This is a genomic window from Streptomyces flavusporus (assembly GCF_046267975.1).
GTDB lineage: Bacteria > Actinomycetota > Actinomycetes > Streptomycetales > Streptomycetaceae > Streptomyces > Streptomyces flavusporus.
Map to the genome: position 1 here is coordinate 9,883,857 of NZ_CP176503.1, position 13,892 is coordinate 9,897,748.

Here is a 13,892-nt window from a genome sequence, read left to right on the forward strand (position 1 = left end):
GGGTGGGTGCTGTGCGTCAGCCGGCGATGACGGCGGCGGTGGTGCGGCCACCGTCGACGTCGAGCACGATGCCGTGCACGAACAAGGACTCGTCAGCGGCCAGGTACACGGCAGCGCTCGCGATGGCGTCGGGGGTGCCCATCCGGCCCGCGGGGGTCCCCATCATCATGACACCTCGCCGGGGTGGACCTCTCCAGGCGCAGGCGTCTGCACCACGCCCGGGGAGATCGCGTTCACACGGACGCCCTGCGGTCCGAACTCCGCCGCCCAGGCCCGGGTCAGGGTCTCCACGGCTCCCTTGGTGGAGCTGTAGAGGGCGCCGATGGGAATGCCCAAGCGCGCGATCCAGGAGCCCAGGTTGATGATCGCTCCGCCGCCGGCCTCCACCATGGAGGGTGCGACGGCCGCGGTCAGGAAGAACGGGGCCTTTACGTTGACCGCGTAGACCTGGTCAAAGGTCTTCTCATCGGTGGCCGTGGTCTTGTCGCCGGGGTAGATGCCGGCATTGTTGACCAGGACGTCGATACGGCCGCCGAGGACCCGCGTCGCCTCCTGGGCCAGCGCCTTCGAGGCGGCGGCGCTTCCGTCCAGGTCGGCCTGCACGAAGTCGGCGCGGCCGCCGCGTGCGCGGATCCCGTCGACAACCTCCCTGCCGCGGTCGGCGCTGCGGCCCGAGACGACGACATGCGCCCCCTCGGCGGAGAAGGCCTCCGCGATCGCACGCCCGATGTTGCTGGTCGCTCCGGTCACCAGCGCGGTCTTGCCCTCAAGCCGCATCGACATGGTCCACTCCGTTGCTTGATTCTCCACCGTGAACCCGAACGGTCGAACCGCATGCCGCCTCCGACCGGAACGGGGCCCTGGGCAGCCAGGGCGCAGTGCCACTGTGCGGCGACAAAATTGGACTCGCAAGTCCAGAAATTGGGTGCCCGGCCCGCTGAACCTGGCCGGGCGCTGCTGCTGATCAACCATGGTGCCGATGAACGCCCCCACCTACTCGGGGAAGCATGCGCCCGTCGACCGGGAATGGTCCCATTCCTCTGCCATGGCCCCGGCGAGCCTGCGCCGACTCCTGGACGATGCCCGTATGCGCCTGACCTTGCTGAGGCGGCCCGGTGACATCGCCACGGCGATCGAGGTGCTGTCCCGCCTAGCGCACAACGCTGTGGTGCACGCCCAGCCTGCCGGCGGGGCGCCGGCGCGGATGGCCATACGGCCGGCCGTGACCGAGGGCGAGCCCGCTGTCGGGGCTGCCCAGGGTGACGCTGAGTCGCCTGCCGTCCGGCCAGGCTTCCGCATGCCCGAACTGGACGAACAGCCCCGGCTGGGCGGGCCGTTGGAAGGGGGCTCCGGTGGTGAGCAGGCGGGAGACGGCCTCCTGGGGCGGGTGGGCGTCGCGGGCGCCTGGCAGGGCCGGGGCGTAGCGGGTGACCGTGTCGAGGATGCGAGAGGTGACGGGTGTCGGGGTGTGCGCGCTGATGCTGCGCGGTGCAGGTGCTGGCGGGGCCGGTGGGCGACGGCGCGGCCAGGGCGGTCTGGAGGGGGCCGTGGAAGTTCGCGGGTGTGCAGGGTCAGCCGGTAGCCGCCGGGTAGGTCGGCGCGGGCGCGGTCGCGGCTCAACAGGTGGTGTTCGACGATGGTGTCGGAGATGGTGGCTTTGTATCTCAGTGCGGGAGTTGTTTCGAGGTGACTGTGGGAGTCACCTTCTGACCGCGCAAGCACGTCTCATGCGCCGGTAACTCCGTCGATCTGCTCGCGGATGAGGTCGGCATGACCGTTGTGACGTGCGTATTCCTCGATCATGTGCACCATGATCCAGCGCAGGGAGACTTCCTGGTCGCCGACGTGCCCCGCTTCCTGTTCAGACAGGTGGCCGGAGTCGTCCAGTGATGCGTCAGCGATCAGCTCACGGCCTCGGGCGATCTCCGCTTGCCAGGCAGCCATCGCCTCGTCGAGTCCTCGTTCCGACTGAAGGGCAAAGCCGTCGAGGTTGCTCTCCCCGAAGACCGGCGACACATCCTGACCTGCAAATACACGCTGGAACCAGTTGCGCTCCACCTCGGCCATGTGCTGAACGAGACCGAGCAGCGTCATCGACGACGGTGACACCGCAGCAAGCCGTAATTGATCGTCTTTCAGGCCCGAACACTTCAAGGCGAGAGTCGCACGGTGAAAGTCCAGCCATGCTTCCAGCATGGCGCGCTCGTCGGCATGCGCGGGCGGGACAGGCCGTCCATCCGGTGTCGTATTCATGAGCACACCCTGGCAGCAGCGGCCGTGGCTGATGACCGTCTTCGCTGGCGACGAACACGCGTCTCGCCCATCTCACCGATCGGAGACCCACCGAGCACCTCGCAGACGGCCCGGTAGCGGTACTCGACTAACTGCTGTACATCCACGCCACCGACGCAAGCACCTTCGCCGCACCCGTGGTCGGGAGACGGCGGACGTTCAACGCGTTCTGGGGCTGGGCTGCGGTCGAATTCCTGCGGATGACCGGGATCCGCATCGAGGAGCTGAGCGAGATCTCACACCACAGCCTGGTCCAATACCGGCTCCCCAGCACCGGCGAACTCGTTCCCCTGCTGCAGATCGCCCCCTCCAAGACCGACACGGAACGGCTCCTGGTCGTCTCCCCGGAACTCGCCGACGTGCTCTCCGCGATCATCTGCCGCATCCGCACCGACGATGGCAACGTTCCCCTCGTGATCGCCTACGACCACCACGAGAAGGTCTGGAACCCACCCATGCCGCTGCTGTTCCAGCGCAAGACAGGCCTGGAGGACCGGCCGATCCCCATCGACGGCATCCGCACCCTCCTCCAGGACGTGCTCGCGGCCACCGGGTTCACCGATACGACCGGCAAGCCGCTGCACTTCGCCCCCCACGACTTCCGGAGGATCTTTACCACCGACGCCGTCTTGAACGGGATGCCGCCGCACATCGCCCAGCTGGTCCTGGGCCACCGCGCCATCAACACGACCATGGGATACAAGGCCGCCTACCCCGAGGAAGCCATCAATGGGCACCGGGCGTTCATCTCTTTGGCCTTCTACACCGACCGTCTGGGGTTCAACCCAGGCTCGCCCACAACTGCGTCTCGGGGCTTGGCCCGGGGCGCCGACTGTGCGTCCGCATCCCCGCGGTGACCTCCGCTTCGGCGGTGTTGCCGTCGTCCGGAGCCGGCACCGTATCGACCCGTCTGCGGGCGATCGCCCACTCCTGCCACTCCTGCTCGGCCGCGGCGAGCTCATGCTGTTCCAGTAGTCCAACAACCGACGACATCCGCGACCTCCCGGAGAGCAACGACACGACAGGCCACGACTCCCACGGAACCACCGACCCTATGCTTGATCAGCGAAAACGCCCTCATCAGGTTCGGAAAGAAGCTAAGACTCGGTAGCCAGACGCACCCCCAGCCCGACCAAGAGCGCCCCGGAGACCTGTTCCATCCGGCGCCGAACGGACTGCCGCCGAAGCACTCCTCCTACACGTCCGGCCAGCCAGACCAACGGTAGGTACCAGATCAGGTCGACCATGGCCCAGATCACCGAGAAGGCGAGCAGCGTCGGGAGAACAGGGGCTCCATGCGGCACGAACTGCGGCAGGAAGGAAACGGCGAACACGCCGGCCTTCGGATTGGCGAAGTTGGTGACCAGGCCCTGCCAGTACGCCCGCCGAAGCGACACCACGGCTGTTTCCGCTGGTCCCTGATCCGGTTGGCCGGCTCGCCTCGCCTGCCACAAGGCACGCGCTCCCATCCACACCAGCACCGCGGCGCCGGCAATCCGGATGATGTCGTAGGCGAGCTGCGAGGCCAGCAGCAGGGTGGAGAGACCGAAGGCCGCGGCGAGGCCCCACAGCAGCACCCCGCTCTCGTTACCCAGGACCGTGGCCATACCGGTCCTCCGGCCGTTCACCACCGCTCGGCGCAGGATCACGACCGTGCTCGGCCCTGGGACCATGGCGATCAGGAAGGCCGCACCGACGAACGCAACGACGGAAGTCATCATCGAGGCAGCATCGCCAAGCTTGTTGATGCCCCACAAGGCTCTTGTCGGCCCAGCTGCGGATGGCTTCCGCGGATCATCCCGCGAGGCAAAGCCCACGGCCGGGTTCACGCCGCTGAGAAGGCGCGGAACTGGATGGACACGGCTCGGTACGGTGGCCGATGATCTCCGGCATGATCCGGGCCGCCACTGTGGACGACATTGCGGAGATCCGCGCGATGATCCGCGAACTCGCTGAGTACGAACGGCTGCTGAGCAGGTCCGAGCGACCGAGGAGCAGCTCCGCGAGGCGCTGTTCGGGGAACATCCCGCTGCGTTCGCACTGATTGCTGAGGACGACGAGGCGGGGCAGGCCGTGGGCTATGCCTTGCGGTTTCCCCGCTTCTCGACCTGGACCGGCACGCGCGGCATGCACCTGGAAGACCTCTACGTACGGCCGCATGCTCGAGGTGGCGGACACGGAAAGGCTCTGCTCGCTTCGCTGGCCGCGGTCTGTCAACAGAACGGCTACGAGCGCTTCGAGTGGTGGGTCCTGGCCTGGAACGAACCGACGATCGACTTCTACAAGTCGCTCGGCGTGGAGCTCCTGAACGAGTGGACGGTATGCCGGCTGAGCGGTGAACCCCTCAGTGAACTCGCTGCCCAGGCCCCGGCAGCCCTCAACCAGACTTCCGCCCTGTAGGACAGAGGGTCATGCAGCCTCCAGCCGCAGCAGTGATCGAAGCCCATCTCAAACTGGAAAGAGTCGTGGCCGGTCTGAGAAGCCGTATCTCAACCGATCATGGAACGTGCGGGTCGAACAGGTTTCCCGCCGGGGTGATCTTCCCGTTGTACGCGCATGAAGACAGGGCCTCTCGGTAGCTCGGGGATGCGAATCTAACCGAGCAATGCCGGGAGGCCCTGGTGTCGTTGTTGTACGCGTCCGAGCCCGTCCAGTTCAACTCGGCTGCACCATCGTGTGATTGCCTCGCGCACGTGTACGGCAACGCGGCCGATCATCCCGATCGGGTGCGCCGGTATCCGTCGGACATGACGGACGCGGAGTGGGCGGAGGTCCGGCCTTTGCTGCCGGTGCCGGCCTGGCTGCAGGGCAGAGGCGGGCAGCCCGAGGGCTATTGCCACCGCCAGATGCTGGACGCGATCCGCTATTTGGTCGCGGGCGGGATCTCGTGGCGGGCGATGCCCGCGGACTTCCCCGCATGGGGCCGGGTTTACGCCTTCTTCCGCCGCTGGCGCGAGCACGGGCTGATCGCCGAGTTCCATGACCGGCTGCGTGGGACGGTCCGTGAGCGCGAGGGCCGTGAGGCCGAGCCCACGGCGGGGATCATCGACGCGCAGTCGGTGCGGGCCGCCGCGACGGTGCCGGCCTCCTCACGCGGCTACGACGGCGGGAAGAAGGTGCCCGGGCGAAAGCGGCACATCGTGACCGACTGCCTCGGCCTGCTCCTGGTCGTCGCGGTCACCGCCGCGAACATCGGCGACCGGGACGCCGCGGCGGGCCTGCTGCAGCGGCTGCGCCGTCTGCACCGCGACATCACCCTCGTCTGGGCCGACGGCGGCTACACCGGCGGCCTCGTTGGCTGGTGCCGGGACAAACTCGCCCTGACCTTGGAGATCGTCAAGCGCACCGACGACATGACAGGGTTCGTGGTGCTCCCCAGACGCTGGGTGGCAGAGCGCACGTTCGCGTGGTTGATGAACTCCCGCCGTCTGGCCCGTGATTACGAGACTCTGCCCGCTTCCAGCGAGGCGATGATCCGGTGGTCGATGGTTACGCGGATGGGCCGGCGTCTGGCACGTCCACGGGCCGCCGGCCGGCGCTGAACATCCCCGACGTCTCCTGCAGGAGCCACCCCCGCTCTGCCAAGCGCCTGGCCTTCGAGCGCACCCCCTCGACCTTCGCCGGCGTCGTCCCCAGGCCCAGCCCCACCGCGATCTCCTTGGCCTTCGCCGGCCCCCTGCCCGCTGACCGCCGCTCCTCCAGCACGCCCAGAATCCGCTGGTAGTCCGGTGCCAGCACCGACACCGTCAGCCCGTCCCGCCAGGGCGGCACCGTCGAGCCCGGCACCGGCACCGGTGAGCACGCCGTTTCCTGCTCCGCCTCGGTCACGGCAGTCGCCTCGGCCGCGGACGCGGCCAGGGCCTCGACCAACTCCTCCCGCGCGATCACTCGCCGGTCCAGCTCGATCTCCGCGGCCTCCAACACCTCAGCCAACCGCGCGGCTTCCTCCCGCAGACCCTCCACCCGCACGCGGGCAGCCGCCTCCCGCTCCTCCAGCATTCCCAGCACCGACGCCACCGCGCACCCCTCGGTCATGAAGCGGACACAAGACGCCGCATGCCTCCCTCACCCCGAGCGAAACCATGCCTGACCAGCAGAAATCAAGGGATCGCGTTCGGTTGAGATACGGCTTCTGAAAGAACGGGACCAGCGACTGGTAGTGGCTGGTCACGTAGTCCAGAGATTCGCCGTGCTCCCAGATGATGTTGGGGTAGATGTCGGCCTGGGCAAGGTCTGCCGGGGTGACATCCTCGATCAGTGTCTGGTGGGACGTGACCATGAGGGCGTCTGCAGCAGCGCGGACCTGCTCTGGGGTGAGGTAGCGGGGTGGCCCGTAGCCCCAGTCCTCCGCCCCCGGGATCTCTTCCTCGCCGTGGACGATGTCGACGGGGAAGGCGAGGCGGCGGAGCAGGAAGTCGAGGGCGTGCCACGCCTTGTCGGTGTCGTGGCAGCGCGCCTCGGACACCTCGGGCCGCTCATCCAGTTCCGCCTCAATCAACTCGTCGACGAACTCGTGGGCCCAGTCCGGATCCCGGACCGCGCGATCGAGTTCGGCGGGAGTGAGGCGGACGTACTCTCCGATCATGCTCATGGCGGGATGGTAGGAGGCGGCACTGACACAGCCCCAGGGTGCAGCCGGGTTATCCGGTGATGCGGTCTCGGAAGTCCTGGTAAGCGTGCCAACCCGAGGTGTCCTGCGGAGTGATCAAATCTCCCCCGGAGCAGTCCCCAGCACTTTGCAGCTCAGGGCAGCAGCGAGGTGGAAGGCGGGAGTGAGCGCATCGTCGCCGGAGCCACGTATGTGCAGCATGATTGAGTCCACGGGATCCTTTGAGCCGATGTTGAGCTCCATGGACCAGTTGCAGTACTGGGTCCTGTCCGGCCGTACGGCTGAACCGTGCGAGCGTACGCATTCCGTCGGGCCGACCGGGCAGAGGTGTCACATGGCCACATCCACGCCACCCACATCGACGTCCGGGGGTGCACCGGAGCACCAGCCGTCGCTCAAACGGGCCATCGGCCCGAAGCTGCTGATCCTCTTCGTGGTCGGCGACATCCTGGGCACCGGCATCTACGCCACGACCGGCAAGGTCGCGGGAAAGGTCGGCGGCGCACTGTGGCTGCCGTTCGTGATCGGCTTCGTCGTCGCGCTGCTGACGGCGGCGTCGTACGTCGAACTCGTCGGCAAGTACCCGAAGGCGGCCGGCGCCGCGCTCTACACGCAGAGGGCGTTCAAGGTCCCCTTCCTGACCTTCATCATCGCCTTCATGGTGATGTGCTCGGGCCTGTCGTCCGCGAGCGCGGCCGCCCGCGCGTTCAGCGGGGACTACTTCCAGGAGTTCACCACCGCGATCCCGCCGACCCTGATCGCGATCGTCTTCATCCTCGCCCTCGCCTCGCTGGCGCTGCGCGGTGTGTCGGAGTCGGTGAAGACCAATGTGGTGCTCACCATCGTCGAGCTGACCGGCCTGCTGATCATCCTCACGATCGGCACGTGGGCGGTGCTGACGGGCGGCGGAGAGCCGTCCCGGCTGGGCGAATTCCAGGCGGAGGGCACAGGGTACGCGCTGCTGACGAGCGTGCTGGGCGCCACCGCCCTGGGCTTCTTCGCTTTCGTCGGCTTCGAGGACTCCGTCAACATGGCGGAGGAGACGAAGGACCCGGTCCGCACCTTCCCCCGCGCGATCTTCACCGGCGTCGCCGTCACCGGCACGATCTATGTACTGGTCGCGCTCGTCTCGTCGCTGCTCGTCCCGTACCAGACGCTGGAGCAGTCCAGCGGGCCGCTGCTGGAGGTCGTCAAGGCCGGCGGGGTCTCCTTCCCGCCGAAGCTCTTCGCGGCCATCGCGCTCTTCGCGGTCACCAACTCGGCACTGATCAACATCATGATGGCGTCGCGGCTCTGCTACGGGCTGGCGAACGAGAAGGTCCTGCCGAAGGGCATGGGCCGCGTGCTGCGCCACCGGCGCACGCCCATCACCGGGATCATCTTCGTCACGCTGCTGGCGATCGGCCTGGTGTCGACGGGCGAGATCGAGGGGCTCGGCGACACCACGGCGTTCCTGCTGCTGTGCGTCTTCGCGGTGGTCAACGTGGCCGTGCTGGTGCTGCGCAAGGACAGCGTCGCGCACGAGCACTTCCGTACGCCGACGATCCTGCCGGTGCTCGGGGCGATCACGGCGATCATCCTGGCGAGTCCGCTGTCGGAGCGGGCGGCGGATGTGTACATCCGGGCGGGGGTGCTGATCGGGATCGGGATCGTGCTGTGGGCGGTGAACAAGGTGTGGATGAAGCTTCGCCACGAGAAGGAGGTGGCCCGAGGGGGACCCCCCGAGGGCTTCGGGTGACTCCCCGAGGGCCGTGCCCCCGGATGCCTCAGCGTCGGGGGTCTGGCCGATGCCACCGTCCTGGCTGCCGTGCCGATGGTGGCGGTGGCATCGCGGGTTGCCGCAAACGGGGACGGCCCTCGACCGCGATCGTGGTCGAGGGCCATCCTCGTTGCGGCTGGGCACGGCAAAGGTCCGGCGCCCTGGTGGGCTCAGGGCTTGGCCACGAAGACGTGCGCGGCGGTCTGCGTGGGGAGTTCGGCTGCCTTGCCACCGCTGCCGACCGTCACGCCGCCGGGCGACGGCGTCACGCTCACGACCGCGCCTGGCTGCACCCCGGCGTACTGCAGGGCGTACATCAGCTGGGGGTCGGTCTGGATCGGCTCCCCGATGCGCCGCACGCCCGCGCTCGTGCCGTCCGGCTCGTGCTCCAGATCCTTGAGACTGACCGTGGTCTCGTGGGGGGTGCCTCTATGTCCTTCGTCAAGGCCGAGCTGGTCATGCGGGGGCGGTTTCGGGGGTGCGTGGTTCGTAGAAGGTGCTGTCGCGGAGCATCGCGAACAGCACGCTGATGCGGTGTCGGGCGAGGCGGAGGAGGGCTTGGGTGTGGGTTTTCCCCCGAGCTCGGCATTTGTCGTAGTAGGTGCGGGAGGCGGGGTCGTGCAGGGCGGCGAACGCGGAGAGGAACATGGCCCGTTTGAGCTGGCGGTTTCCGCCTCTGGGTGCGTGTTCGCCGTGGATCGAGGTCCCCGACGATCTGGTGGCCGGGGCGAGTCCGGCGTAGGAGGCGAGGTGGGCGGCGGTGGGGAAGCTGGTGCCGTCGCCGACGGTGACCAGTAGCACGGCGGCGGTCCTGACCGCGACCCCCGGCATCGAGGTCAGGACCTTGGAAAGAGGGTGCTCCTCCAGCAGGGTCTGGATCTGGGCTTCCAGGGCCCGGCGTTGTTCGTGGACGGCCGCGAGGGAGCGGGCCAGGGAGGGGATCACGGTGTCGAGGGTGCCGGTGCCCGGGACGACGACGGTCTGCTCGTCGAGGGCGTCGAAGATGTCGTCGATCAGCCGGGTAACCATGCGTGGGGCCTTGGGCCGGATCACCTCAACGAGCCTGCGGCGGCCGGCTTTCCGCAGCGCGGCCGGGGATCCGTAGCGTTCCAGCAGCCAGGTGACGGCGGGGTGGTCCAGGCGGGGGCCGAGGACGCGTTCGAGGCTGGGGTGGAACTGGGTGAGCAGGCCGCGTATCCGGTTGCTGGTGCGGGTGGCCTCGGCCGCGAGGTCCTGGTCGAAGCCGACGAGCACGGTCAGCTCGGCGGTGATCTCGTCGGTCAGTTCCAGCGAGCGCAGGGTGTGCGGCATGGTGCGGGCGGCGTCCGCGATCACCGCGGCGTCCTTCGCGTCGGTCTTGGCCTCGCCCGGGTAGAGGTCGGCGATCCGGCGCATGGCAAGTCCGGGCAGGTAGGCGACCTTGCAGCCGGCGTCGCGGGCGACGGTCAGGGGCAGGGCTCCGATGGAGGCGGGCTGGTCCACGATCACCAGGACGGTGCCGAACTTCGCCGTGAGCTTGTCGAACACGGCCCGCAGTTTCGGCTCGCTGTTGGGCAGCTGCTTGTCGAAGACCTTCTTGCCGGCCGGGGTGAGCCCGTGACCGTGGTGAGCCGTCTTGCCGACGTCCAGGCCGAGGAAGACGCCCACGTCGTCGATGTCCTCCAACCCATCCTCCCGAGCAGGGTTCGTGCGGTGCTGGCCAGGGCGATGGTGCCGTACGTGCGCATCCACGTTATGCAGACCTGCCGCCGGCAAGCGGCCGGGCGTTGCGCCTGGCCAGGCGGTAGTCGGACCTCTCATCAGCGTCTCCAACGGCACCCCTCGGGCCCCGGTGACACCACCCCCCAGGTCATGCCTTCGACAGGGGGGAACAGTCATGCCGGGCCCGGAGGCCAGCGGCCCTCTTGCAGGACCGCGAAGAACATAACGGGGGAGCCCAGCGCCGTGGTCTACGCCCCGGCCGGCACACCGCTCGTCCGGCGGCCGCTCGCGGACAGCTGGTGCGACCCGTGCCAGGAGAAGCAACTCCGCACGCTCTTCCATCAGCTGTGCTGGGGGAAGGACATGGACGCCGAAGACGAGCCGCCGTACGCCGGCGACCTGGAGGCGGCCTGGTCGCACGTCGTGGGATCGCGCCCGATCTGGGACTTCCAACTCGGCGGGCACGGAATCACCGTCAACTGGGACCCGGTCTGGATGGCCGACAAGAAAGCCCCGCTCGCAGCCCAGGAGACCGAGCCCGATGGGCTCGGCGGTGCGGCTGGCGCCGACCGCGGCCGTCGGCTACGACGCCGACTCCGGCCGGCTCACCCTGTGCCCGGAGTCGACGGCCTGGGCGACGAAGCTGCGCCTGGAGCAGGCCCGCGTCATCGACGCCGCCAACCGGTCGGCGGGCAAGACGGTCGTACGCGCCCTGCGCAAGCCGTTGATCTTTTGCAGGACCGCGGCCGGGTCTGCGGTGTCGCCGCGCCAGGTCACGTGGACTTCCGAAGGCGGACGGTGAGCTCACCGAGACCCAGGCCCGCGTCCTGTGCACCGCGATGACGCGGCCCTCGCACACGTCGGGATCGGCGTCGGCTCCGCCCTCCTCGGCCAGGACACGCCGCTCACGCCGGCCGTGAAAGTGGTGTGGCGATCCCCCGCTCCTCCTCGCCGCCGCCGCGTCCTCGCCCAGGAGATCAGTGACGGGCTGCGCCTGCACAAGCCAGGCAGCTTCCATCCGAGCGCCAGGTGATTTTGCTGATGGTCATTGAGAACTTCTGACCATGCAGGCGCCCGGAGTCCCGGTTATTCGACCTCGACCCAGTCGAGGCTGCGTTCCACGGCCTTCTTCCAGCCCGCGTAGCCCTTCTCCCGCTGCTCGTCGCTCCACTGCGGCTCCCACCGCTTCGACTCGTGCCAGTGCAGGCGGAGCTCGTCGGTGCTCTCCCAGAAGCCGGTGGCGAGCCCCGCCGCGTAGGCGGCGCCGAGCGCGGTGGTCTCGGCGACGACCGGGCGGCTGACCGGTACGCCGAGGATGTCGGCCTGGATCTGCATGCACAGGTCGTTGGCGGTGACGCCGCCGTCGACCCGCAGCACGTCGAGTGTCACCCCGGAGTCCTGCTCCATCGCCTCGGCCACGTCGCGGCTCTGATAGCAGATGGCCTCCAGGGTCGCCCTGGCGAGGTGTGCGTTCGTGTGGAACCTGGCGAGACCGACGATCGCCCCCCGGGCGTCGGAGCGCCAGTAGGGCGCGAACAGGCCGGAGAAGGCCGGTACGAAGTAGATGCCGCCGCTGTCCTCCACCTGCCGAGCCAGTGTCTCGACCTCGGCGGAGGAGGAGATGATCCGCATCTGGTCGCGGAGCCACTGCACGGCGGACCCGGTGACCGCCATGGACCCCTCCAGCGCGTACACCGCCGGGGCGTCCCCGAACTGGTAGGCCAGCGTGGTCAGCAGGCCCGTGCTGGACCGGACGATCTCCGTGCCCGTGTTGAGGACCAGGAAGTTGCCGGTGCCGTAGGTGTTCTTCGCCTCGCCCGGGCGGAAGCAGACCTGGCCGACGGTGGCCGCCTGCTGGTCCCCGAGGACGCCGGTGATGGGTACGGCGGTCCGCAGCGGACGGGTCGTCCGGGTGGTCCCGAACGCCTCCGGGTGCGAGGACGGGTTGATGGCCGGGAGCATGGCGCGCGGGATGCCGAAGATGTCGAGCAGCTCGTCGTCCCAGTCGAGGGTCTCCAGGTTCATCAGCATGGTGCGGCTGGCATTGGTGACGTCCGTGGCGTGGATGCCGCCGTTCGGACCGCCGGTGAGATTCCACAGCACCCAGGCGTCCGTGTTCCCGAAGAGGGCCCGGCCGTCCTCGGCGGCCTCTCGGACACCGTCGACGTTCTCCAGGATCCACTTGATCTTGCCGCCGGAGAAGTACGTCGCCGGTGGCAGCCCCGTCTTGCGCCGGACAAGGTCGCCGTGCTCCCGCTCCAGCGCCGCGGCGATCGAGTCGGTGCGGGTGTCCTGCCAGACGATCGCGTTGTAGTACGGCTGACCGGTGCTGGGGTCCCAGATGACCGTGGTCTCCCGCTGGTTGGTGATCCCGATGGCCGCCAAGTCGGCGGCGGACAGGCCACCCAGACGGACGGCGTTCTGCATCGTGGAGTTCGTACGTTCCCAGATCTCCACGGGGTCGTGCTCGACCCAGCCGGAGCGGGGAAAGATCTGCTCGTGTTCGAGCTGGTGGCGTGCGACCTCGTTGCCGTCGTGGTCGAAGATCATGAAGCGGGTGCTGGTGGTTCCTTGGTCCACCGCGCCAACGAATTCAGGCATGGTCCTCCCTCTCACTCGTCCGGCGCGGGCACCCGGCCGGGCTCCTGCTCGGCGACCGGCAGGTGGGGGCTGATCAACAGGCGGTAGAGCAACGCTCCGACCAGGCCGCCGATCAGGGGTCCGGCGATCGGCACCCAGAAGTAGAGGTCGCCGTACTGATCACGCCAAGCGCCTCCGTAGCCCGTGAGGAACGCCGCCAGCCTGGGGCCGAGGTCACGGGCCGGGTTGATCGCGTAGCCGGCGTTGGTTCCCCACGCCATGCCGATGACGACGACGATCAGGCCGATGATGAACGGGGCCATGTTCGCACCCGGCGGCGTGTTCAGCAGGTCGGTGACCGCGAAGATCAGCAGCACCAGCAGGGCAGTGCCGATGATCTGGTCACGGAAGGCCCCGAACTGGCTGATCGGGAGACCGCCGTTGCCCGGCAGGGTGGAGAAGACGATCTCCGTCTTGTCGGTGTGGCCGGGGTCGGCCTTCGCCAGCACCTCGCTGTAGTTCCAGCGCACCAGCAGGGCAGCGACAAAGGCGCCCGCCGTCTGGGCCAGCGCATACGGCAGGACCTTGCTCCACGGGAAGCCTTTGAAGGCCGCGAGCGCGAGGGTGACCGCGGGGTTGATGTGGGCGCCGCTGACCCGCGCCGCCACGTAGACACCGAAGACGACGCCGAGACCCCAGCCCCAGGCGATGCTGTCGTGGTCACCCAACCCACCGTCGGTCAGCGCGCCACCGGCGACGACCTGTGCGACGACACCGCATCCGAAGAGAATGAGGATCATGGTGCCGGCGAACTCGGCCGAGAGTTCGCCGACGAGGCGTGCCTTGGACGTAGGTTCCGACATGTTCAGATCGTCCCCGACGCGGGCGCGAGCGGCCTCCGCAGGCGGCCCAATCGGGTGAACCGGCACCCGGCACCCGGCGCCCGGATGC

General features: G+C 68.5%; 12 protein-coding genes and 3 pseudogenes. 6 read left to right on the plus strand and 9 right to left on the minus strand.

Features of this window, described 5'->3' with window-relative positions; genetic code table 11:
• Positions 1-16: 16 nt before the first annotated feature.
• Together ACKTSN_RS46760 and ACKTSN_RS46765 are read right to left on the minus strand one after the other, a co-directional pair.
• Positions 17-783, minus strand: a pseudogene (locus ACKTSN_RS46760) (SDR family NAD(P)-dependent oxidoreductase).
• Positions 784-1,725: 942 nt separating this feature from the next.
• Positions 1,726-2,253 carry a DinB family protein gene (locus ACKTSN_RS46765; protein ID WP_409474615.1) on the minus strand — a complete coding sequence of 176 codons (528 nt, stop codon included), beginning with the start codon at positions 2,251-2,253 and terminating at the stop codon, positions 1,726-1,728.
• A gap of 176 nt (positions 2,254-2,429) precedes the next feature.
• Here ACKTSN_RS46765 and ACKTSN_RS46770 point away from each other — a divergent pair, with 176 nt between their 5' ends.
• The gene (locus ACKTSN_RS46770; protein ID WP_431197158.1) at positions 2,430-3,149 is read left to right on the plus strand and encodes a tyrosine-type recombinase/integrase; all 720 of its coding nucleotides are present in this window, start codon (positions 2,430-2,432) and stop codon (positions 3,147-3,149) included.
• A 240-nt stretch (positions 3,150-3,389) separates the two neighbouring features.
• Here the strand turns inward: ACKTSN_RS46770 and ACKTSN_RS46775 are convergent, their stop codons facing one another.
• Positions 3,390-4,013: a LysE family translocator gene (locus ACKTSN_RS46775; protein WP_409475106.1), complete on the minus strand. Its 624-nt coding sequence runs from the start codon at positions 4,011-4,013 to the stop codon at positions 3,390-3,392.
• Between the two features lie 170 nt (positions 4,014-4,183).
• On the opposite strand from ACKTSN_RS46775, the pseudogene ACKTSN_RS46780 reads away from it, so the two are divergent.
• Both ACKTSN_RS46780 and ACKTSN_RS46785 read left to right on the plus strand, forming a co-directional pair.
• Positions 4,184-4,692: pseudogene (locus tag ACKTSN_RS46780) on the plus strand (GNAT family N-acetyltransferase).
• A gap of 293 nt (positions 4,693-4,985) precedes the next feature.
• Positions 4,986-5,834: an IS5 family transposase gene (locus ACKTSN_RS46785; RefSeq protein ID WP_409467250.1), complete on the plus strand. Its 849-nt coding sequence runs from the start codon at positions 4,986-4,988 to the stop codon at positions 5,832-5,834.
• Here ACKTSN_RS46785 and ACKTSN_RS46790 read toward each other — a convergent pair.
• On the minus strand, positions 5,782-6,216 hold the full coding sequence (locus ACKTSN_RS46790) for a hypothetical protein (RefSeq protein ID WP_409474704.1): 435 nt from the start codon (positions 6,214-6,216) through the stop codon (positions 5,782-5,784). The genes ACKTSN_RS46785 and ACKTSN_RS46790 overlap by 53 nt on opposite strands.
• Position 6,217: 1 nt before the next feature.
• Positions 6,218-6,883, minus strand: coding sequence for a YfbM family protein (locus ACKTSN_RS46795; RefSeq protein ID WP_409474616.1), 666 nt, complete (start codon positions 6,881-6,883; stop codon positions 6,218-6,220).
• A gap of 352 nt (positions 6,884-7,235) precedes the next feature.
• Between ACKTSN_RS46795 and ACKTSN_RS46800 the strand changes: the two genes are divergently transcribed.
• Positions 7,236-8,639, plus strand: coding sequence for an APC family permease (locus ACKTSN_RS46800; protein ID WP_409474617.1), 1,404 nt, complete (start codon positions 7,236-7,238; stop codon positions 8,637-8,639).
• A gap of 191 nt (positions 8,640-8,830) precedes the next feature.
• Here ACKTSN_RS46800 and ACKTSN_RS46805 read toward each other — a convergent pair.
• Together ACKTSN_RS46805 and ACKTSN_RS46810 are read right to left on the minus strand one after the other, a co-directional pair.
• Positions 8,831-9,127: pseudogene (locus ACKTSN_RS46805) on the minus strand (FeoA domain-containing protein); the annotation flags it as partial.
• A complete protein-coding gene (locus tag ACKTSN_RS46810; RefSeq protein WP_409474618.1) occupies positions 9,117-10,325 on the minus strand; it encodes an IS110 family transposase in 1,209 nt (402 codons plus the stop codon). The gene ACKTSN_RS46810 and the pseudogene ACKTSN_RS46805, both read right to left, overlap by 11 nt.
• A 577-nt stretch (positions 10,326-10,902) precedes the next feature.
• On the opposite strand from ACKTSN_RS46810, the gene ACKTSN_RS46815 reads away from it, so the two are divergent.
• Positions 10,903-11,163 (plus strand): DciA family protein, encoded by a 261-nt coding sequence (locus ACKTSN_RS46815; RefSeq protein WP_409474619.1) that lies wholly within the window; start codon positions 10,903-10,905, stop codon positions 11,161-11,163.
• A gap of 27 nt (positions 11,164-11,190) precedes the next feature.
• Positions 11,191-11,394 carry a hypothetical protein gene (locus tag ACKTSN_RS46820; protein WP_409474620.1) on the plus strand — a complete coding sequence of 68 codons (204 nt, stop codon included), beginning with the start codon at positions 11,191-11,193 and terminating at the stop codon, positions 11,392-11,394.
• 53 nt (positions 11,395-11,447) lie between these two features.
• Here ACKTSN_RS46820 and glpK read toward each other — a convergent pair whose 3' ends face one another.
• Both glpK and ACKTSN_RS46830 read right to left on the minus strand, forming a co-directional pair.
• Positions 11,448-12,962 carry a glycerol kinase GlpK gene (gene glpK / locus ACKTSN_RS46825; protein WP_409474621.1) on the minus strand — a complete coding sequence of 505 codons (1,515 nt, stop codon included), beginning with the start codon at positions 12,960-12,962 and terminating at the stop codon, positions 11,448-11,450.
• A gap of 11 nt (positions 12,963-12,973) precedes the next feature.
• Complete coding sequence (locus tag ACKTSN_RS46830; RefSeq protein WP_409474622.1) at positions 12,974-13,804, minus strand: MIP/aquaporin family protein; 831 nt, start codon at positions 13,802-13,804, stop codon at positions 12,974-12,976.
• Between the last annotated feature and the right edge of the window lie 88 nt (positions 13,805-13,892).

What these genes read in the sequence shown, in the direction of transcription:
- ACKTSN_RS46765 (WP_409474615.1), bottom strand. Translation starts at nt 2,253, where the DNA reads ATGAATACGACACCGGATGGACGGCCTGTCCCGCCCGCGCATGCCGAC.
- ACKTSN_RS46775 (WP_409475106.1), bottom strand. Translation starts at nt 4,013, where the DNA reads ATGATGACTTCCGTCGTTGCGTTCGTCGGTGCGGCCTTCCTGATCGCC.
- ACKTSN_RS46795 (WP_409474616.1), bottom strand. Translation starts at nt 6,883, where the DNA reads ATGAGCATGATCGGAGAGTACGTCCGCCTCACTCCCGCCGAACTCGAT.
- ACKTSN_RS46800 (WP_409474617.1), top strand. Translation starts at nt 7,236, where the DNA reads ATGGCCACATCCACGCCACCCACATCGACGTCCGGGGGTGCACCGGAG.
- ACKTSN_RS46815 (WP_409474619.1), top strand. Translation starts at nt 10,903, where the DNA reads ATGGGCTCGGCGGTGCGGCTGGCGCCGACCGCGGCCGTCGGCTACGAC.
- glpK (WP_409474621.1), bottom strand. Translation starts at nt 12,962, where the DNA reads ATGCCTGAATTCGTTGGCGCGGTGGACCAAGGAACCACCAGCACCCGC.
- ACKTSN_RS46830 (WP_409474622.1), bottom strand. Translation starts at nt 13,804, where the DNA reads ATGTCGGAACCTACGTCCAAGGCACGCCTCGTCGGCGAACTCTCGGCC.